Origin of the sequence: Achromobacter sp. Root83, assembly GCF_001428845.1 — a bacterium.
Taxonomy (GTDB): domain Bacteria; phylum Pseudomonadota; class Gammaproteobacteria; order Burkholderiales; family Burkholderiaceae_B; genus Achromobacter.
Genome location: NZ_LMIU01000022.1, coordinates 1 through 19,386 on the forward strand (window position 1 = coordinate 1; position 19,386 = coordinate 19,386).

The window sequence follows — 19,386 nt, forward strand, 5'->3', positions numbered from 1 at the left end:
GTTCGGCGACTTCGGGCGTCGAGCCGGACGTCACCTTCTTGATGGTGCTGACGCGGTGTTCCTTGTCGCCCGGGTTGATGCGCTCGGGGCTGTAGCCGGCATAGAAGTCCACGTTGAACTTCAGGCCCGACACGCGCTCCAGCACCGGCACGCAGTCTTCTTCGGTGGCGCCCGGATAGACGGTGGATTCGTAGATGACGATGTCGCCGCGCTTGAGCACGGCGCCGATGGTTTCGCTGGCCTTGACCAGCGGAGTCAGGTCGGGCTGCTTGTATTCGTCGATCGGGGTGGGCACGGTCACGATGTACACGTTGGCCTGGGCCAGTTCGGCGCGGTCGGCGGTGTAAGTGAGCTGCGTGGCTTCGGCGAGTTCGGCCTCGCTGACTTCCAGCGTGTGATCGTGCCCGGCCTTCAGCCCGTCGATGCGGCGCGTATTGATGTCGAACCCGATGACCGGACGCTTCTTGCCGAATTCCACCGCTAGGGGCAGACCGACGTAGCCGAGGCCAACGACAGCGAGTTTCACTTCTTGAATTCGCAACATAACTCTCCCTTCACCGTAGAACGATTACGGCATTTTAAATATGGTCGGGTGATAGATAACCGAGCCCCCGGCGGCGATCGCCGGGGCACTCAAACTAGTCGGTGGTTCGCAAGACTGAAGGCAGCAGCAGCCAGCCCGGGCGGCGCCAGGACACCAATCGCGCGTACAACCAGATGTAGACGCTGGCGAACACAACCAGGCTGGCGCTCAGGGCCCAGGGGTTGTCCCACCAGATCGTGGCCGGCACCAGCCCGATCAGCGCAAGCACCCACATGTACGGGGAAGCCAGCGCGTTGCACAGCGCGGGAACGGCGTGGCGCCGGCCCCGGCTGAACGTCACGCGGACCAGGCGGCGGAATACAAGCTGGTGCAGGTGCAGCGCATCCGGCTGGTCCACCGGCACGCCGCGCTTGAAGCGGCGGCGCCAGATCGAAAAACCGGTTTCGAATACGGGGTAGAACAGCACCGCCAGCGCGTAGAAGGGCGACACCGACGGATTGCGCACCACGAGCAGCACCGCCAGCTCGGCCAGCATGAAGCCCAGGAAGTACGCGCCGCCGTCGCCCAGGAACACTCGGCCGAACGGGAAGTTCCAGACCAGGAAACCCAGCGTGGCCGATGCCAGCGCCGCGGCCACCAGGAAGATCGGCACGTCGCCGACCTGCATCGCCACCAGGCTGATCGATATGGCCATCAGCGTGGCGACCATGCCGGCCAGGCCATTCATGCCGTCGACGATGTTCAGCGCATGCGTACAGCCCCCCACCGCGAACATGGTGAACAGCAGCGACACGGGCCAGAATGACAGCACGTAATCCACCGGCGCCATGCCGACGCGGCTTACGCCGCCGAGCAGCCACCACGCGATCGCGGCGGACAGGAACGCGGCCAGCAAACGCTTGCTGGCGCCGATGTCCTTGGTGATGTCTTCAAGCAAGCCAGCCACGAACACCGGCAGCGCCGCGACGAACAGCGCGGGCCAAAGCCAGGTCAGGGTCATGTTGCTGGGGCCAAGCACCAGCAGGCCCGCGAGCGTACCCGCAAGCACGGCCAATCCGCCGACGCGAGGCGTCGCGCGGGAGTGGTTGGCCTGGGGTTTGTTGAGGTCGCTGTCGCCGGTAAAAGCGCCATGCCAGCGCTCGGACGCCACGATGAGTCCCCCCACCATGAACGCGACCACGCATATGTACAGCCAGGTCACAGGATCACCTCTGGTTGGTCTATCGAGACAGGCCCGCCATTATCGGAGGCAGGTGTAACGCCCATATATGGGATGAATAAGGAAGTGCAATTCCGCGGCACAGAACGTAACACCCGCCGCGGCGCGATTCGTCCGCCGGCAAGACTGCGATTGGAAGGCGCCGATGCAACAACACCGCGGACGCGCGGAAGTACAGGTTTCATCTGGGGATTGTAGAGCTTTCCGCCCTGGCGCACGTGAAATATCCCAGGGAAAACGCGAAGACCGCCCTGGGGGAACGAGCCGCCGAAATGCGGCGGCGCTCGGCGCCGGCCATAAACTGGGGACGCATCAATTCCGGTCAAAAAAAAGCCCGAGATCGTGAGATCTCGGGCTAAATCCACCAAAGGAGGAGGGTGGAGGAGACAACCGTGGCATGTTGGGAGCGGGACTTCTGCTCGCTGCGCATCCGGGGTTTTCACCGCGCCGTTTGCGTTTCAACATCCGATGACTGAATAGTACCGAGGTTTTTTGTGCGATGCAAGAATTTTTTTGATCTCTTTTCAGTGACCGATTCCGCGTTGCGTTTTTGCTGCAAATTTAGGGACTCCCCTCTGGAAAGCCGCACCAGTCAATGACCTTAACAAGAAGCGGGTTTTTGCCGAAGGGGTAAACCCCTTGCGGATTTACCCTTGAACGGCGCGGGTAATCCCACCCCGCGCAACGCACCATTACGGTGCATCAAGCACCATGATGCGGCCATTTTTGCGCATTGCAACATTTTTGGCCCTTGTCTTCAAATCCAGTAGGCCGTGGACGTCATGACCTTGGACATGCCCCGCATGGCCGTTTTCACGGGGCCGGGCAAGGGCACGCCGCCCGCTTGCTCGGCGCTGGCCCGGTGCTGGGCTTCGTCTTCCTTCATCTTTTGCACGATCTGGCGCGACCGCTCATCCTGCACCGGCAAGGTGCGCAGATGTTCTTCCAGATGCGCCTCGACCTGCTTTTCGGTTTCCGCCATGAAGCCCAGGTTGCGAGGCACGCCCGCGACACTCGCCATCACGCCCAGCGCGAACGAACCGGCGTACCAGAGGGGATTGAGCAGACTGGGGCGGCTGCCCAGTTCTTCCAGGCGCCGGTTGCACCAGACCAGATGGTCCACTTCCTCGGCCGCGGCGTTCAGCAGCAACGCGCGGGGCGTGGGCTCGCGGCAGACCGAGGCCTGGCCCCGGTACAGCGCCTGGGCGCAGACCTCGCCTACGTGGTTGACCCGCATCAGCCCGGCGGCGTGGCGTTTCTCTTGCACCGACAAGGCCTGGGGCGCCTCTTCCACCGTGGCCGGATACGGCCTGCCGGCGCTGGCGCTTCCGGACAGGACCCGCAGCGCGCGGTCGGCTTCGGCCAGCAAGGCGTCCAGGGGGCTGGCGCGCCGCAGGAAGGAAGCGGGGCCGGATCGGGACAGGGTAGTGGGCATGGAAACTCCTCGACAGGACTGGCGCGTACACCCCTGATGCGGGGCGGGGCACCCGTGCCCGGAATTGTACGCAACAGGTATCATCGGCCATTGACTGCGCTCAAGCTCAAGGACAGCACAAAATGGAATGCACGATCGACTGGGGCGGCCCCAACGGCATGCTCTTCACCGCCAGCACAGGCAGCGGCCACGTGGCCGTGATGGACGGCGCCGTGGACGGCGGCGGACACAACCTGGCTCCGCGCCCGATGGAAATGCTGCTGGCCGGAACGGGCGGCTGCACCGCCTATGACGTGGTGCTGATCCTCAAGCGCGGCCGCCACGCGGTCAGCGGTTGCAGCGTCAAGCTGCAGGCCGACCGCGCGGATGCCGACCCCAAGGTCTTCACGCGCATCCATTTCGCGTTCACCGTCACCGGCCGCAATCTGCCCCGCGCGGCGGTCGAACGCGCCGTGCAGCTTTCCCACGAGAAGTACTGCTCGGCCTCGGCCATGCTGGAGAAAACCGCGGCACTGACTTTTTCGGTCGAGATCGTCGACACGCAGGAAGCGCCGGCCGCCGCCTGAGCCGCGCCCGCCGCGTGGTGTAATTCGGCTTGCTTCCCTATCTTTACAGGCGCCGTCGCGATCCGCTCGTGGCGGCCCGTTTGCGTCACCCGCGGGGTGGGCGAACACAAGGACCGCCATGAAACAATACCTGGACCTCGTTCAATCCATCCTTGACACCGGCGCGTGGCAGGAAAACCGGACGGGCATACGCACCTTGAGCATGCCGGGCGCCTCGCTGCGATTCGACCTGCAAAAAGGCTTCCCGGCCGTCACGACCAAGAAACTGGCGTTCAAGTCCGCCATCGGTGAAATGGTGGGTTTCATGCGCGCGTCGCGCAGCGCCGCGGAGTTCCGCGAGCTCGGGTGCAAGGTCTGGGACCAGAACGCCAACGAGAACAGCCAATGGCTGGCGAACCCCTATCGCGAAGGTCCCGACGATCTGGGCCCCGTCTACGGCGTGCAGTGGCGCCAATGGCCGGCCTACAAGATGCTGGACGCCGCCCGCCCGGCCCAGATCGAAGACGCCCTGTCGCGCGGCTACGCCAAAGTGGCCGAACTGGACGAAGGCGGCGTGCCCAAGGTATTGCTGTACAAGGCGGTCGATCAGTTGCGGCAATGCCTGGACACCATCCACGAGCGGCCCGGCGACCGCCGCATCCTGTTCCACGGCTGGAACTGGGCCCAGATCGAGGAAATGGCGTTGCCTCCCTGCCATCTGCTCTATCAGTTCCTGCCCAACGCGACGACCCGCGAAATCTCGCTCTGCCTGTACATCCGTTCCAATGATGTCGGGCTGGGCACGCCGTTCAACCTGACGGAAGGCGCGGCGCTGTTGCATCTGGTCGGACGGCTGACGGGCTACACCCCGCGCTGGTTCACGTACTTCATCGGCGACGCGCATATCTACGAGAACCACCTGCCGATGCTGCGTGAACAGTTGACGCGCGAGCCCTACGAGTCGCCCCGGCTCGTCCTGTCTGACCGCATTCCGGATTTCGCCGTTACGGGCCGCTACGAACCCGAGTGGCTGGAAAAGGTCGAACCTGGCGACTTTACGCTGTCCGGCTATCGCCATCACGCTCCGCTGACGGCGGCCATGGCCGTGTAGTACCGCTGGCTCGCAGCGGCACCAGGTGAAGATTGGTGAGCTTCTGGAAGCCCGATTTCGGTATAACCCATCCCTTAGCCTCGGACGCGCGTCCAGCATCCCGCGCGCCGCCGTGGCTTCCGACCGGCCCCTGGCGCGCCGTGCCCGTGGCTCGCCGCGAGCCCGGGCCCCCGCCCGCGCAGCGCCGACCGCTGCCGTTGCCCTGCCGCATCCCCCGTCCTACAAGAGAGTGTGAGAATCGCCAGCGTCGAGAGCAGGATCCCCCTTGCGACCGGCATGCACTGTTGACTACCAATTGAATCAAGGCCCGCGCGGCGGCTGTATGCGCTCAGGACAGGACCCCACAAATGCTCGTTGGAACTTATAACCCTTCGCTCGTCCTCGTATCCCTAGGGGTCGCCATCCTGGCGTCATACACGGCGTTGGGGATGGCCAACCGGGTGCGGGCCTCGCACGGACTGCCCGCGGCGCGATATTGGCTGGCGGGCGGCGCATTCGCCATGGGCATCGGGATCTGGTCCATGCATTTCGTGGGCATGCTCGCCTTCAGCCTGCCCATTCCCATGGGCTACGACCTGCCGCTGACCGTGCTGTCCCTGGCCATCGCCATCGGCTGCTCGGCCTTCGCCCTGTGGATAGTCTGCAAGGACGAACTGCCCTGGCGCCGGCTGGCCGCCGGCGCGCTCCTGATGGGCTCGGGCATCGCCGCGATGCACTACATCGGCATGGCGGCCATGCGCATGGCGCCCGGCATCGACTACGACCCCGCGTGGTTCGCGCTGTCCATCGCCATCGCCATCGCCGCCTCGGGCGCGGCGCTGTGGATCACCTACCGGCTGCGCCATGACGGGCCCCGCGTGGCGCTATCGCGGCCGCTGGCCGCCGTCATCATGGGCGTGGCCATCGTCGGCATGCACTATACGGGCATGGAGGCAGCCAGCTTTCCGGCCGGCAGCATCTGCATGGCGGCCGACGCCGGCATATCCGCCGGCTGGCTGGCAATCGCCGTGACCGCCGTGACGCTGAGCGTGCTGGCCATTGCACTGGTCGTCGCGGTGCTGGACAACCGTCTCGAAGCGCGCACGTCCGCGCTGGCGTCTTCGCTGGCGGAAGCCAATGAAGAGCTGGTGCAGCTTGCACTGCACGACACCCTGACCAAATTGCCCAACCGCATCCTGCTGGAAGACCGGCTGGAGCAGGCCATCGAAAGCGCCAGCCGCCGCAGGGGTTACTTCGCGGTGCTGTTTTTCGACCTGGACGGTTTCAAGGCGGTCAACGATGCCTACGGACACCACACGGGCGACGCCCTGCTGATCGACCTGGCCCAGCGCATCCGCCAGGCCCTGCGCACGCAGGACACGGTCGCCCGCCTGGGCGGCGACGAATTCATCGTGCTGAGCGAAGTGCTTGAACCCACCGACGCGGCCAACGTGGCCGACCGGCTGATCGACGCCATCGCCCGCCCTGTCACGGTGTACGGACACGAAGTCCTGGTCACCTCGAGCGTGGGGATCGCGGTCTACCCGAACGACGGCGAAGACACCCACGCCCTGCTGACCAACGCCGACGCGGCCATGTACCACGCCAAGCGGCTGGGCGGCACCGGCTACAGCTTCTTCGAGCCGTCCATGAACGCGGACGCGCACGAACAGATCGAGCTGCTGCACGACCTGCGCCTGGCGCAGGAGCGGGGCCAGTTCGTCCTGCACTACCAGCCCAAGTACGAAGCGCCCGCCGGCCCCATCCGGGGCGCCGAAGCGCTGCTGCGCTGGAACCATCCCACGCGCGGCCTGGTGGGCCCGGACCAGTTCATCCCCACGGCGGAAAAAACGGGTTTGATCCTGTCGATCGGGGAATGGGTCATCAACGAGGCCTGCCGCCAGATGCGGGAGTGGATCAATGCCGGCCAAGGGCACTGGACCATCGCCGTGAATATCTCGGCGCTGCAGTTCGGGCATTCCAGCCTGGTTGAAACGGTGCGTTCGGCGCTGGTGCGCCATGACGTCCCGCCCGCGTGCCTGACGCTGGAAGTGACCGAATCCACCGCCATGCGCGACGCGGAGGCCAGCCTGGCTGTGCTCAAGCGCCTGTCCGGCCTGGGCGTCACGATCTCGATCGACGACTTCGGCACGGGCTATTCCAGCCTGCTCTACCTGAAGCGGCTGCCCGCCACCGAGCTGAAGATCGACCGCGGATTCGTGAATCAGCTGGACAACGACAACGAGGACGCCGCCATCGTCTCGGCCATCGTCGCGCTGGCGCAGCAGTTGAACCTGCGCATCGTGGCCGAGGGCGTGGAGACCGCGGCGCAGCAGAAATTCCTGACGGGCCTGGGCTGCGACTCGCTGCAGGGCTTCCTGCTGGGCAAGCCGATGCCGGCCACCGAATTCCTGGAGCACGCGTCGATCTGAGCGGCCGGCCCGCCCGGGCCCGGACGCCAATTTGCTACGCTATGGCGTCCAACCCGCCGAACCCTACCGTTGCAACGCCGTATGCCTGCCAGCCTTACCCTGATCGTCGCCTATTCCACCAACCGCGCCATCGGGCGCGACAATGCCCTGCCCTGGAAACTGCCGGGCGATCTTGCGCATTTCAAGCGCAGCACGCTGGGCCATCCCATCATCATGGGGCGCAAGACCTGGGATTCGCTGGGCCGTCCGCTGCCCGGCCGCAGCAACATCGTCATCAGCCGCAATGCCGCCTTCAACGCTCCGGGCGCGATCCTGGCGCCCACGCTGGAGGCCGCCGTGGCCGCCTGCGGCGACATCGATGAAGCCTTCGTGATCGGCGGCGCGCAGATCTACGCGCAAGCCCTGCCCCTGGCCAGGCGCGTGCTGGCCACCGAAGTCCACGCCGAGGTCGAGGGAGACGCGTTCTTTCCGCTGCTGCCCTCGTTCCAGTGGAAGGAAACCGCGCGCGCGCCCCAAGCCGCTGAAAACGGCTACGGCTACGACTTCGTCACGTACGAGCGCGCCTAGGTCCCGGCCGCACGCGAGGCGCGTCGCACCGGCCCTGGAGGCTACGCCGCGCCGGCGTTGCGCATGAAGCGCCACAGCGCGGGCGCGGCCGAGTACGCCACATTGAAGCGCACCCAGGGCGTGTCGGCCTCGTCCGCCTCGAAGTAGGAGCCGGGGGCCAGCCAGATCCCGTCCTTGAGCGCCAGTTCCGCCAGGCCATTGGCCCCGCGTTCGCGCCACTGCCCGGCCACCTTGGCCCAGAGGAACAGTCCGCCCTGCGGCCGTCCGTAGATCTCGAAACCGTGTTGCCGCATCTGCTCGGCCACGCCCGTGTGGGCCTCGGCCAGCCGTTCGCGGGTGCGCGCGATGTGGGAGCGGTACCGCCCTTCGCGTATGACCTGATGCACGATGCGTTCCATGATCTCGGGCGAGGTAAGGCCGACCGCCATCTTCGTGCGGGCGATGTCGCGCGCAAGATCGCGGTGCGCCACCACGTAGCCCACCCGCACCGACGGACTGATGACTTTCGAGTAGCCGCCCAGGTAGACGACCCGGCGCGCGCCGTCCAGGGCGGCCAGCATCGGCGTCACGCCCGGCGCCAGCTCACGCGAGATATCGTCTTCCACGACCCACAAACCATGCCGCTCGGCCGCCTGCAGGATGCGGAACGCATTGGCCATGCCGATGCTCGCGCCCGAGGGATTCTGCAGCGCGGTATTGATGAACAGGGCGCGGGGCCGGTGCTGGGCCGCCACGCGATCCAGGGCGTCGCAGTCCAGCCCATCCAAGGTCCGGGGCACCGACAGGACGCGCAGGCCGGCCAGCCGCAGCATCTGCAGCAGATTGGCATAGGCCGGCTGCTCCACCACCACGCTGTCGCCGGGCCGCAGCAGGGTACGGATCACCATGTCCAGCCCGTGCGTCACGCCCTGCGTCAGCAGCACCTGCGATACCTCGACCTCCATGCCTTGCGCGCTCAGGCTGGCCGCGATGGTCTCGCGCAGCGGCGCATAGCCGTAGGGATGCCCGTAGTTGGCGATGCGCATCGCCGGCACGCGCCCCATGTGGCGCAGCGCCATGTGCAGCCCTTCCTCGTTCAGCCATTCGCCGGGCAGCCAGCCGCATCCCGATTTGATGGGAATGGAATGGTCCGCGAAGATATCCGACAGGAGCCAGCCCGCGTTCAGCCGGGGCGGCTCCCAGGACGGCGCTTCGACCCGCCGCGCGGGCGCATCGGGCGAGGCCACGCGGTAGCCGGCGCCGGGCCGCGCCGCCAGCCAGCCCTGGGACACCAGCCGGCTGTAGGCGCTGGCCACGGTGAACGTGCTGACGCCGTGCTGGCGCGCGCATTCGCGCACCGAAGGTAAGGACATACCCGGACGCAGGGTCTGTTCTTCAATGGCGCGCAGGATGGCGGCCACCAGTTGCTCGACAAGCGTCGGCGCGGGGCCGCGGGCGCGGGTGGGCTGGAAATCGATCACGAGATAACTATACAGTTGTGCTGCTCACAACTATACAGTTAGCGGCAAATGCGCAGATTGTATATTTTCATTCCCCGCAGGACGTACCAGAATCGTTTGAATCCCGCCGGCCGCGCCCCCGTCGCGCAGGCCCGGCGGCTTTCCATCCCCTGGAGTCACCATGAACGCCCCCGCCCAGTTGCCCGATCTGTCCCATCTCTGGATGCCCTTCACTGCCAACAAGCAGTTCAAGGCTCACCCGCGCATGCTGGCAACGGCCAAAGGCATGTACTACACCTCCACCGATGGCCGCCAGATCCTGGATGGCACCGCCGGCCTGTGGTGCGTCAACGCCGGGCACGGCCGCCAGGAGATCGTCGAGGCGATCTCCCGCCAGGCCGGCGTCATGGACTATGCCCCGGGCTTCCAGCTGGGCCACCCGCTGGCCTTCGAGGCCGCCACCGCGGTGGCCGGCCTGATGCCGCAGGGCCTGGACCGCGTGTTCTTCACGAATTCGGGTTCCGAGTCGGTCGATACGTCACTGAAGATCGCCCTGGCCTATCATCGCGCCCGCGGCGAAGGTCAACGCACCCGCCTGATCGGCCGCGAACGCGGCTACCACGGCGTCGGCTTTGGCGGCATCTCGGTGGGCGGCATCTCGACCAACCGCAAGACCTTCTCCGGCGCGCTGCTGCCCGCCGTGGACCACCTGCCCCACACGCACAACCTGGAGCACAACGCCTATTCCAAGGGCCAGCCCGCCTGGGGCGAGCACCTGGCCGAAGAGCTGGAGCGCATCGTCGCCCTGCACGACGCCTCCACCATCGCCGCCGTGATCGTCGAACCGATGGCCGGCTCGACCGGCGTGCTGATACCGCCCAAGGGCTATCTGGAAAAGCTGCGCGAGATCACCTCCAAGCACGGCATCCTGCTGATTTTCGACGAAGTCATCACCGCCTACGGCCGCCTGGGCGCAGCCACGGCTTCCGAGTTCTTGGGCGTGACGCCGGACATCATCGCCATGGCCAAGGGCGTCAGCAATGCCGCCGTCCCGGCCGGCGCGGTCGCGGTCAAGCGCGAGGTCCACGACGCCATCGTCAACGGCCCGGCCGGCGGTATCGAGTTCTTCCACGGCTATACCTATTCCGCGCACCCCCTGGCGGCGGCCGCCATCCTGGCCACGCTGGACATCTATCGCCGCGAAGACCTCTTCGGCCGCGCGCGCAAGCTGTCCGCCGCCTTCCAGGAAGCCGCCCACGGCCTGAAGGGCGCGCCGCATGTCATCGACGTGCGCAACCTGGGCCTGGTGTCCGGCATAGAATTGGCGCCACGAGCCGGCGCGCCGGGCGCGCGCGCCGCCGAAGCCTTCCAGAAGTGCTTCGACAGCGGCCTGATGGTGCGCTACACCGGCGACATCATCGCCGTCTCGCCCCCGCTGATCATCGAAGAGGCCCAGATCGGCCAGATCTTCGAACAGATCGGCAAGGTCCTGAAAGAAATTGCATAGCCCCATGCCGAATCCCGCGCCGCGCCGCGTGCGCGTCTCTTGACACACCAGCCCCGCGGGCGGCCTGCAGCCGCCCGCAGGCATTTTTGACGAATCTCCGCAGCGAGTCTTGCATCCATGAAGAAGATCCCTCATTTCATCAACGGCCAACCCTATGACGGCGGCAGCAGCCGCTATGCGGACGGCTTCAATCCCGCCACCGGCGAGATCTGCTCGTCGATCCCGCTGGCCTCCAATGAAGACGTGGCGCTGGCCGTGGCCGCCGCCAAGCAGGCCTTCCCGGCCTGGTCCGAGACCCCGGCGCTCAAGCGCGCCCGCGTCCTGTTCAATTTCAAGGCGCTGCTGGACCAGCATCAGGACGAGCTGGCCGAGCTGATCACCCGCGAACACGGCAAGGTGTTCTCGGACGCCAAGGGCGAAGTGATGCGCGGAATCGAGATCGTCGAATTCGCCTGCGGCATCCCGCAATTGCTCAAGGGCCAGTATTCCGACCAGATCGGCGGCGGCATCGACAACTGGAGCATGCGCCAGGCCCTGGGCGTGGTGGCCGGCATCACGCCGTTCAACTTCCCGATGATGGTGCCGTGCTGGATGTTCCCGGTGGCCATCGCCTGCGGCAATACCTTCATCCTCAAGCCGTCCGAACGCGATCCGTCCGCCTCGCTACGCCTGGCAGAACTGCTGACCGAAGCCGGCCTGCCCCCCGGCGTGTTCAACGTGCTGCACGGCGACAAGCTCGCCGTCGACGCGCTGATCTCGCACCCCGACGTCGAGGCGCTGTCCTTCGTCGGATCCACCCCGATCGCGGAATACATCTACGCCGAAGGCACCAAGCGCGGCAAGCGCGTGCAGGCGCTGGGCGGCGCCAAGAACCACCTGGTGGTCATGCCCGACGCGGACCTGGACCAGGTCACCGACGCGCTGATGGGCGCCGCCTACGGTTCCGCGGGCGAACGCTGCATGGCGATCTCGGTCGCCGTCGCGGTCGGCGATGTGGCGGACAAGATCGTCGAGCGGCTCACGCCGCGCGTGAAGGCGCTGGTCGTCAAGGACGGCATGCAGTCCGACGCCGAAATGGGCCCGCTGGTGACCGCGCAGCACCGCAAGAAGGTGCTGGGCTACATCGAAGACGGCATCGCCAGCGGCGCCGATCTGGTGGTGGACGGCCGCGGCCTGCAGGTGCCGGGCAACGAAAAGGGCTTCTTCCTGGGCGGCACGCTGTTCGACAACGTGAAGCCCTCCATGAACATCTACCGCGAAGAGATCTTCGGACCGGTGCTGTGCGTGGTGCGCGTGCCCGACTTCGCCAGCGCCGTCGAACTGATCAACGCCCATGAATTCGGCAACGGCGTTGCCTGCTTCACGTCCGACGGCGGCGTGGCGCGTGCGTTCGCGCGCCAGATCAAGGTGGGCATGGTCGGCATCAACGTGCCGATCCCGGTGCCCATGGCCTGGCATTCCTTCGGCGGCTGGAAGCGTTCGCTGTTTGGCGACCACCACGCCTACGGCGAAGAAGGCATCCGCTTCTACTCGCGCTACAAGAGCGTGATGCAGCGCTGGCCGGACAGCATCGCCAAGGGCGCCGAGTTCACGATGCCTGTGGCGAAGTGAGGCCCCCCCCGAAGCGCTGCGCGCTTCCCCCCAGGGGGGCGTCTCTGCGAACCGGCGGAGCCGGATCCGCGAGACCGCGCTCTTGGAGCGTATTGCCAAGTTGTGGCGCTTTAGCTGTTTGCGGGGCGGAGGGGGCGTCAACGCCTTGACGCACTGAAACAAACGCGGCGTTTCGCCGCGCTTTCCGGACATCAGTACTACAAGGGGAAACCTGATGCGTATCGGGATCGGCGGCTTTCAGCATGAGACCAACACGTTCGCGCCGTCGCGCGCGACGTGGGAGGATTTTGCGGACAAGGGCGGGGGCTGGCCCAAGCTGGTCAGCGGGCCCGCGATGTTCGAGGCGGTGGCCGGCGCCAACATACCGGTCGCGGGCTTCATCGAGGCCATGGGGCAGCACACGCTGCTGCCCACCACGTGGGCCGCGGCAAGCCCTTCCGGCCATGTCACCCGCGATGCGTTCGAGCGCATCAGCGCAATGATCCTGCAGGGCCTGTCAGAGGCCATGCCCCTGGACGGCGTGTACCTGGACCTGCACGGCGCCATGGTGACCGAACACCTGGACGATGGCGAAGGCGAACTGCTCAAGCGTGTGCGCGAGCTGGTCGGCCCCGGCGTGCCGGTCGTCGCCAGCCTGGACCTGCACGCCAACGTGACGCGCGCCATGGTGCGCCATGCCGACGCGCTGGTCTGCTACCGGACCTACCCCCACATCGACATGGCCGAGACCGGCCAGCGGGCCGCCAGCCTGCTGGCGTTGCGGCTGGCCGGCATGCCGCGCCACTACGCGGCGCTGCGCACCCTGCCCTTCCTGATTTCGCTGTGCTGGCAATCCACCGACATCGAGCCGTCCCGCAGCCTTTACCAGTTGGTGAGCGACCTCGAAGCACGCGGCGCCGCCAGCCTCTCATTCGCCACCGGCTTTCCGGCCGCGGACTTTCCCGAATGCGCGCCCACCGTGTGGGCCTATGGCGTGACGCAGGCCGACGCCGACGCGGCGGCGGACGAAATGGCGCGCGCGGTCCTGAACGCGGAACGCGACTTCGGCGGCAGGCTCTACACGCCAGACGAAGCCGTGCAGGAAGCCATGCGGCTGGCGCGCGACGCGGCCAAGCCTGTGGTCATCGCAGATGCGCAGGACAATCCCGGCGCGGGCGGCAGCTCGGACACCACCGGCGTATTGCGCGCGCTGATCCGCCACGACGCGCGCGACACCGCCATCGGACTGATTGTCGATCCCGCCGCCGCGCTGGCCGCGCATCGCGCCGGCACGGGAAACAAGGTGCGGATTGCATTGGGTGGACACTCGGGTATTCCCCACGATGAGCCGCTGGACACCGAGTTCATTGTCGAGAAAACTTCAGAGGGCCGTTTCGATACGCACGGCGCGTTCTATCGCGGCTTTCACATGGATCTGGGCCCCAGCGCCTGCCTGCGCATCGGCGGCGTGCGCATCATCGTCGCCTCCAACAAGGTGCAGATGGCGGACCAGGAGATGTTCCGCTTCGCGGGCGTGGAGCCCACCCGCGCCGCGATCCTGGTGGTGAAGAGTTCCGCGCACTTTCGCGCGGATTTCGCGCCCATCGCACAGACGATCCTGGTTTGCGCCGCCCCTGGCTCCATGCTTATGGATGCGGCAAAACAACCATGGACACGGTTGCGTCCCGGCATCAGAATGGCGCCTTGCGGACCGGTGTTCGACGGCCGGCCCGCTACCGCCTGACCCTCGCGCGCCGACCTTGCGCGGCGCGTTAACGACGTAGCGGCCGCCAGTGCCGCTCACAACGCTTCAAGGGGAACTACATGCTCAAGTTTGTCCGAGCGGCCGCGTTGGCCGGCGCAACCCTCGCGATGGCTCACGGCGCCTACGCCGAAACCGTCATCAAGACGGTCATGCACTCGCCTCTGCGCCTGACCGATCCGCACGCCACCACCGCGTACATCACGACGTGGCACGGCTACATGATCTACGACACCTTGCTGGCAACCGACGCCGACAACAAGGTGCAGCCGCAGATGCTTGAGAAGTGGGAAGTCTCGCCCGACGGCAAGACCTACACCATGACGTTGCGCGACGGCCAGAAGTGGCATGACGGCAAGCCGGTGACATCCGAAGACTGCGTCGCGTCGATCAAGCGCTGGGCCGCCGGCGACGGCATGGGCCGCACGCTGCTCAAGTTCACGGACAAGATCGAAGTCATCGACGACAAGAGCTTTCGCATCGTCATGAAGGAACCCACGGACCTCGCGCTGCGCGCCTTGTCCAAGCCCACCGGCACCGCGCCCTTCATGATGCCCAAGCGCATCGCGGAGCAGGCCATCGGCCAGCCCATTACCGACATGACCGGATCGGGTCCGTTCAAGATGGTCGAGTTCAAGCCGGGCGTGAAGACCGTCTACGCCAAGAACACCGACTATGTGCCGCGCAAGGAGCCCGTCAGCGGCCTGGCCGGCGGCAAGGTCGTCCACGTGGACAAGGTCGAATGGGATGTCATGCCCGACGCCCTGACCACGGCCAATGCGCTGCTTGGCGGCGAGATCGACTTCGTCGAGCAATTCCCCTATGACCTGCTGCCGATGATCGAAGGCAACAAGGACCTGAAGGAAGAGTCGCTCAGCCCGGTCGGCTACTTCACGATGTACCGCTTCAACTTCAAGTACCCGCCCTTCAACAACAAGAAGATCCGCCAGGCCGCGATGTACGCGATCGGCCAGGAAGACGTCATGAAGGCGCTGGTCGGCAATCCGAAGTACTGGAAGACCTGCGCTTCGCTGTGGGGTTGCGGCACGCCGCTGGAAAGCGATATCGGCAAGGACATGGTCGTGCCTTCCAACATCGAGAAAGCCAAGGCGCTGCTGAAGGAAGCCGGCTACGACAACACGCCGATCCTCGTCATGCACGCCACCGACGTGGGCACCCTGTCGGCCCAGCCGGTCGTGATGGCCCAGGCGCTGCGCAAGGCGGGCTTCAACGTCAACCTGGCGGCGATGGACTGGCAGAGCGTGGCCACGCGCCGCGCATCGAAGTCGGCGCCCGCCGAAGGCGGCTGGAACGTCCACAATACCAACTGGTACGCCACCGACGTGATGGATCCGGTCCGTTCGGCTCCGGCCGCGGCCAATGGCGACAACGCCTGGTTCGGCTGGCCCGACTTCCCGCAGATCGAAGAACTGCGCACGAAGATGGCGCTCACCGCCGATCCCGCCGAGCAGAAGAAGATCTCCGAAGAAGTGCAGCGTATCGGCATCGACGAAGGCCTGTATGTGCCGCTGGGCCAGATGTCCGTGCCCACCGTCTACTCGACCAAGCTCTCGGGCCTGGTGCACGCGCCGGTCTTCGCGTTCTGGAACGTCAAAAAAGCCCCTTGACGGGCAAAGGGCCTGCTCACACTGAAAACGTGAACAGGCCCTACTAGTACTGGGGGAATTACATGCTGGCATTTGTCTCACGCCGGCTCCTCGCGACCATCCCCGTTCTGGTGATGGTCGCGGTGGTGGTCTTCGCGATATTGCGTTTCAGCCCGGGGGATCCGGCCATCATCATGGCGGGCGACGGCGCCACGCCCGAACGTATCGTCCAGATACGTCAGACGATGGGCCTGGACCAGCCGGTCATCAAGCAGTTCTTCATATGGGGCGGCAGGCTGCTGCAAGGCGATCTGGGCACGTCGCTCATGTCGGGCGTGCCGGTCACCAAACTGATCGCGCAGCGTCTCGAGCCCTCCATGAGCCTGGCGGTCCTGACCCTCGTCTTCACGTTGATCGTCGCCATCCCGCTGGGCATCCTGGCGGCCTGGCGGCAAGGCAAGCTGCTGGACCGCGCGGTGATGGGCTTTTCGGTGCTGGGGTTCTCGGTGCCGGTGTTCGTCACGGGCTACCTGCTGATCTGGCTGTTCGCCATCAAGCTGGGCTGGTTCAACGTGCAGGGCTACACGCCGCTTGAAAAGGGCTTCTGGCCGTTCCTGCACCGGCTCATCCTGCCCTCGCTCGCCTTGTCCACGGTCTACGTGGCGCTGATCGCGCGCATCACGCGCACCAGCGTCATCGAGGTCATGGGCGAAGACTTCATCCGGACCGCGCGCTCCAAGGGCCTGGGCGAAACCGGCGTGCTGCTGGGCCACGCCCTGCGCAACGCCGCCGTGCCCATCGCGACCGTCGTGGGGCTGGGCATCGCGCTGCTGATCAGCGGCGTGGTCGTGACCGAATCGGTGTTCAACATCCCCGGCCTGGGCCGGCTGGTGGTCGAAGCCGTGCTGGCGCGCGACTATCCCGTCATCCAGGGCCTGACGCTGTTCTTCGCGTTCGTCTACGTGTTCATCAATCTGGTTGTCGATTGCGCCTACACGGTGTTCGACCCGCGGATCAGGTACTGACGCCATGCAAACGCCAACCGACTCCGCCGCACAGGCGGCCGCCGACCTCCCCGGAGGCGGCAATCCCCAAGTCACCGCCTGGCGGCAGATCCGCCAGGGGCTCAAGAGCTGGCCCGTCATGCTCGCGCTGGTGGTGCTGGCGGCAATCGTCGTCATCGCCCTGTTCGCGCCCGTGGTCGGCACGGTGGATCCCACCCTCCTCAATCCGGGCTCGCGCCTGAAGCAGCCGTTCACCGACTACCTGCTGGGCACCGACGCCTTCGGCCGCGACGTCTGGTCCCGCGTGGCCTACGGCGCCCGCATCTCGCTCATCGCGGGTCTGGGCGCCGCGGTCGTCAGCGTGGCCATCGGCCTGGTCATCGGCGTGATCGCCGGCTGGTTCCGTTCGCTGGACGGCCCGATCATGCGCACCATGGACGCCATCATGGCCATCCCCGGCATCCTGCTGGCGATCGCCCTGGTGTCCGTCACCGGCGCCAGCATCACGACAGTGCTCGTGGCCATCACCATCCCGGAAATTCCCCGGGTGGTGCGCCTGGTGCGCGGCCAGATCCTGACCGTGCGCGGTGAACCCTACGTCGAGGCCGCGCTGGCGCTGGGCACGCCGCTGCCGCTGCTGCTGTGGCGCCACATGGTTCCCAGCACCATCGCGCCGCTGACCGTGCAGGGCACCTACGTGTTCGCATCGGCCATGCTGACCGAAGCCATCCTGAGCTTCCTGGGCGCGGGCATCCCGCCCGAGATCGCGTCCTGGGGCAACATCATGTCCGAAGGCCGCATGTACTTCCGCATGCTGCCCGGGCTGATTCTGTTTCCCGGACTGTTCCTGTCGCTGACCGTGCTCAGCGTGAACATCCTGGGCGACGCCTTGCGCGACGCGCTGGACCCGAAAATGGTGCGCAGGATCTGATGCCGATGACCTACTCTCCCACTCCCCCCGCGGGCGATACCTCGTCCGCCATCCTGGCCATCCGCAACCTGTCGGTGGAAGTCGCCGGCGCGGGCAACCGCGTCGTCCGCAATCTGAGCCTGGACGTGCATGCCGGTGAAACCGTGTGCGTGGTCGGCGAGTCCGGTTCGGGCAAGTCAGTCACGTCGCTGGCCGTCATGGGCCTGCTGCCGCAGGGCATTCTTGGCATCAGCGCCGGCTCGATCCGCGTGGAGGGCGAAGACGTCGCCACCGCCACGCAGCGCCGCCTGCGCGAAATGCGCGCCACCCGCATGTCCATGGTGTTCCAGGAACCCATGACCGCCCTGAATCCCGTGCATACGGTGGGCAAGCAGGTCGACGAAGTGCTGCGCCTGCATCGCAGGAACATGTCGGCGGCGGAACGCCGCGCCAAGGTGCTGGACATGTTCCGGTCGGTGCACCTGCCGGACGTCGAACGCATCTTCGAGGCCTATCCGCACCAGTTGTCTGGCGGCCAGCGCCAGCGCATCGTCATCGCGATGGCGTTGATCCTCGAGCCCAAGCTGCTGATCGCCGACGAGCCCACCACGGCGCTGGACGTCACCACGCAAAAGCAGATCCTGGCGCTGATCAAGGAATTGCAGGTGCAGCACAAGACCGCCGTGCTGTTCATCACCCATGACTTCGGCGTGGTGGCGGAGATCGCCGACCGCATCGTCGTCATGAACCGCGGCGACCTGATCGAAAGCGGCACCCGCAACGAGATCCTGGCCGAACCCAAGCAGTCCTACACGCGCCGCCTGGTCTCGTCCGTGCCCAGCCTGATACCCACGCGCCGCGACGCGCCCGCCGGCGCGCCTGTCCTGCACGTCAAGGGCCTGGGCCGCACCTACGGCGGCAAGAGTTCGCTGTTCTCCCGCAAGGCGGCGCACAACGTCATCGCCGCCACCGACGTCAACCTGACGCTGCGCAAAGGAGAGATCCTGGGCATCGTGGGCGAGTCCGGCTCCGGCAAGTCCACCGTGGCGCGCTGCATCGTCCGCCTGATCGAACCCACGGCCGGCCACATGATGATGGGCGGCGAAGACCTCAGCACCCTGTCCGGCTCCGCGCTGCGCCCCGTGCGCCGCCGCATCCAGATCGTGTTCCAGGATCCGTACCGTTCGCTCAACCCGCGGCGCACCGTCGGCGAGTCCATCATCGAAGGCCTGCTGAACTTCGGCATGCCCCGAGACCAGGCGCTCAAGCGCGCCGGCGAAACCCTGACCGTCGTGGGCCTGAGCCCGGACGCCATGCGCCGCTACCCGCACCAGTTCTCCGGCGGCCAGCGCCAGCGCATCTGCATCGCGCGCGCGCTGGTCATGGACCCGGAAATCCTGGTGGCCGACGAGGCCGTGTCCGCGCTGGACGTCTCGGTGCAGGCCCAGGTGCTGGAGCTGCTGGAACAGGTGCGCGAACGCACGGGCGTGGGCGTGCTGTTCATCACGCACGACCTGCGCGTGGCCGCCCAGATCTGCGACACGATCATGGTGATGCAGCGGGGCAAGGTCGTCGAGACCGGTTCGGCCGAAACCGTGCTGACCGAACCCCGCCATGAATACACGCGCGCCCTGATCGACGCGGCGCCGGGGCGCGACTGGGATTTCCGCAACTTCCGGCCCATCGCGGCAGGCCTGATGCCCGCCGCGGCCCCCGCGACCTGACGCCCCCCGGC

The 19,386-nt window shown here is 66.4% G+C and carries 15 protein-coding genes; 11 read left to right on the top strand and 4 right to left on the bottom strand.

The window, feature by feature from the left end:
• The 3 genes from ASE30_RS15875 to coq7 form a co-directional block, all read right to left on the bottom strand.
• Positions 1 to 544: nucleotide sugar dehydrogenase (locus tag ASE30_RS15875; RefSeq protein WP_369819330.1), on the bottom strand; the 544-nt coding region annotated here is incomplete at its 3' end.
• A 94-nt stretch (positions 545 to 638) separates the two neighbouring features.
• Positions 639 to 1,745 (bottom strand): glycosyltransferase, encoded by a 1,107-nt coding sequence (locus ASE30_RS15880; protein WP_057285255.1) that lies wholly within the window; start codon positions 1,743 to 1,745, stop codon positions 639 to 641.
• A gap of 775 nt (positions 1,746 to 2,520) precedes the next feature.
• Positions 2,521 to 3,198 carry a 2-polyprenyl-3-methyl-6-methoxy-1,4-benzoquinone monooxygenase gene (coq7, locus tag ASE30_RS15885; RefSeq protein WP_057285256.1) on the bottom strand — a complete coding sequence of 226 codons (678 nt, stop codon included), beginning with the start codon at positions 3,196 to 3,198 and terminating at the stop codon, positions 2,521 to 2,523.
• A gap of 122 nt (positions 3,199 to 3,320) precedes the next feature.
• Here coq7 and ASE30_RS15890 point away from each other — a divergent pair, with 122 nt between their 5' ends.
• The 4 genes from ASE30_RS15890 (at position 3,321) to ASE30_RS15905 (ending at position 7,832) form a co-directional block, all read left to right on the top strand.
• Positions 3,321 to 3,764: an OsmC family protein gene (locus tag ASE30_RS15890; RefSeq protein WP_013396217.1), complete on the top strand. Its 444-nt coding sequence runs from the start codon at positions 3,321 to 3,323 to the stop codon at positions 3,762 to 3,764.
• Between the two features lie 118 nt (positions 3,765 to 3,882).
• Positions 3,883 to 4,854: a thymidylate synthase gene (locus ASE30_RS15895; protein WP_057285257.1), complete on the top strand. Its 972-nt coding sequence runs from the start codon at positions 3,883 to 3,885 to the stop codon at positions 4,852 to 4,854.
• A gap of 347 nt (positions 4,855 to 5,201) precedes the next feature.
• Entirely contained in the window at positions 5,202 to 7,265 is a 2,064-nt protein-coding gene (locus tag ASE30_RS15900) for a bifunctional diguanylate cyclase/phosphodiesterase (protein ID WP_057285258.1), read from the top strand.
• 81 nt (positions 7,266 to 7,346) lie between these two features.
• Positions 7,347 to 7,832 carry a dihydrofolate reductase gene (locus ASE30_RS15905; protein ID WP_057285259.1) on the top strand — a complete coding sequence of 162 codons (486 nt, stop codon included), beginning with the start codon at positions 7,347 to 7,349 and terminating at the stop codon, positions 7,830 to 7,832.
• A gap of 41 nt (positions 7,833 to 7,873) precedes the next feature.
• Here ASE30_RS15905 and ASE30_RS15910 read toward each other — a convergent pair whose 3' ends face one another.
• The gene (locus ASE30_RS15910) at positions 7,874 to 9,292 is read right to left on the bottom strand and encodes a PLP-dependent aminotransferase family protein (RefSeq protein WP_057285260.1); all 1,419 of its coding nucleotides are present in this window, start codon (positions 9,290 to 9,292) and stop codon (positions 7,874 to 7,876) included.
• Between the two features lie 160 nt (positions 9,293 to 9,452).
• Between ASE30_RS15910 and ASE30_RS15915 the strand changes: the two genes are divergently transcribed.
• From ASE30_RS15915 to ASE30_RS15945, 7 genes are all read left to right on the top strand, one after another.
• Positions 9,453 to 10,778 (top strand): aspartate aminotransferase family protein, encoded by a 1,326-nt coding sequence (locus ASE30_RS15915; RefSeq protein WP_057285261.1) that lies wholly within the window; start codon positions 9,453 to 9,455, stop codon positions 10,776 to 10,778.
• A 117-nt stretch (positions 10,779 to 10,895) separates the two neighbouring features.
• Entirely contained in the window at positions 10,896 to 12,389 is a 1,494-nt protein-coding gene (locus ASE30_RS15920; RefSeq protein ID WP_057285262.1) for a CoA-acylating methylmalonate-semialdehyde dehydrogenase, read from the top strand.
• A 214-nt stretch (positions 12,390 to 12,603) separates the two neighbouring features.
• Positions 12,604 to 14,112: a M81 family metallopeptidase gene (locus ASE30_RS15925; RefSeq protein WP_057285263.1), complete on the top strand. Its 1,509-nt coding sequence runs from the start codon at positions 12,604 to 12,606 to the stop codon at positions 14,110 to 14,112.
• Between the two features lie 80 nt (positions 14,113 to 14,192).
• Positions 14,193 to 15,758, top strand: coding sequence for an ABC transporter substrate-binding protein (locus tag ASE30_RS15930; protein WP_057285264.1), 1,566 nt, complete (start codon positions 14,193 to 14,195; stop codon positions 15,756 to 15,758).
• A gap of 62 nt (positions 15,759 to 15,820) precedes the next feature.
• Positions 15,821 to 16,762, top strand: a complete 942-nt coding sequence (locus ASE30_RS15935; protein WP_057285265.1) for an ABC transporter permease — start codon at positions 15,821 to 15,823, stop codon at positions 16,760 to 16,762.
• Positions 16,763 to 16,766: 4 nt separating this feature from the next.
• The gene (locus ASE30_RS15940; RefSeq protein ID WP_057285266.1) at positions 16,767 to 17,672 is read left to right on the top strand and encodes an ABC transporter permease; all 906 of its coding nucleotides are present in this window, start codon (positions 16,767 to 16,769) and stop codon (positions 17,670 to 17,672) included.
• Between the two features lie 5 nt (positions 17,673 to 17,677).
• The gene (locus ASE30_RS15945; protein ID WP_057285897.1) at positions 17,678 to 19,375 is read left to right on the top strand and encodes an ABC transporter ATP-binding protein; all 1,698 of its coding nucleotides are present in this window, start codon (positions 17,678 to 17,680) and stop codon (positions 19,373 to 19,375) included.
• Positions 19,376 to 19,386 lie beyond the last annotated feature (11 nt).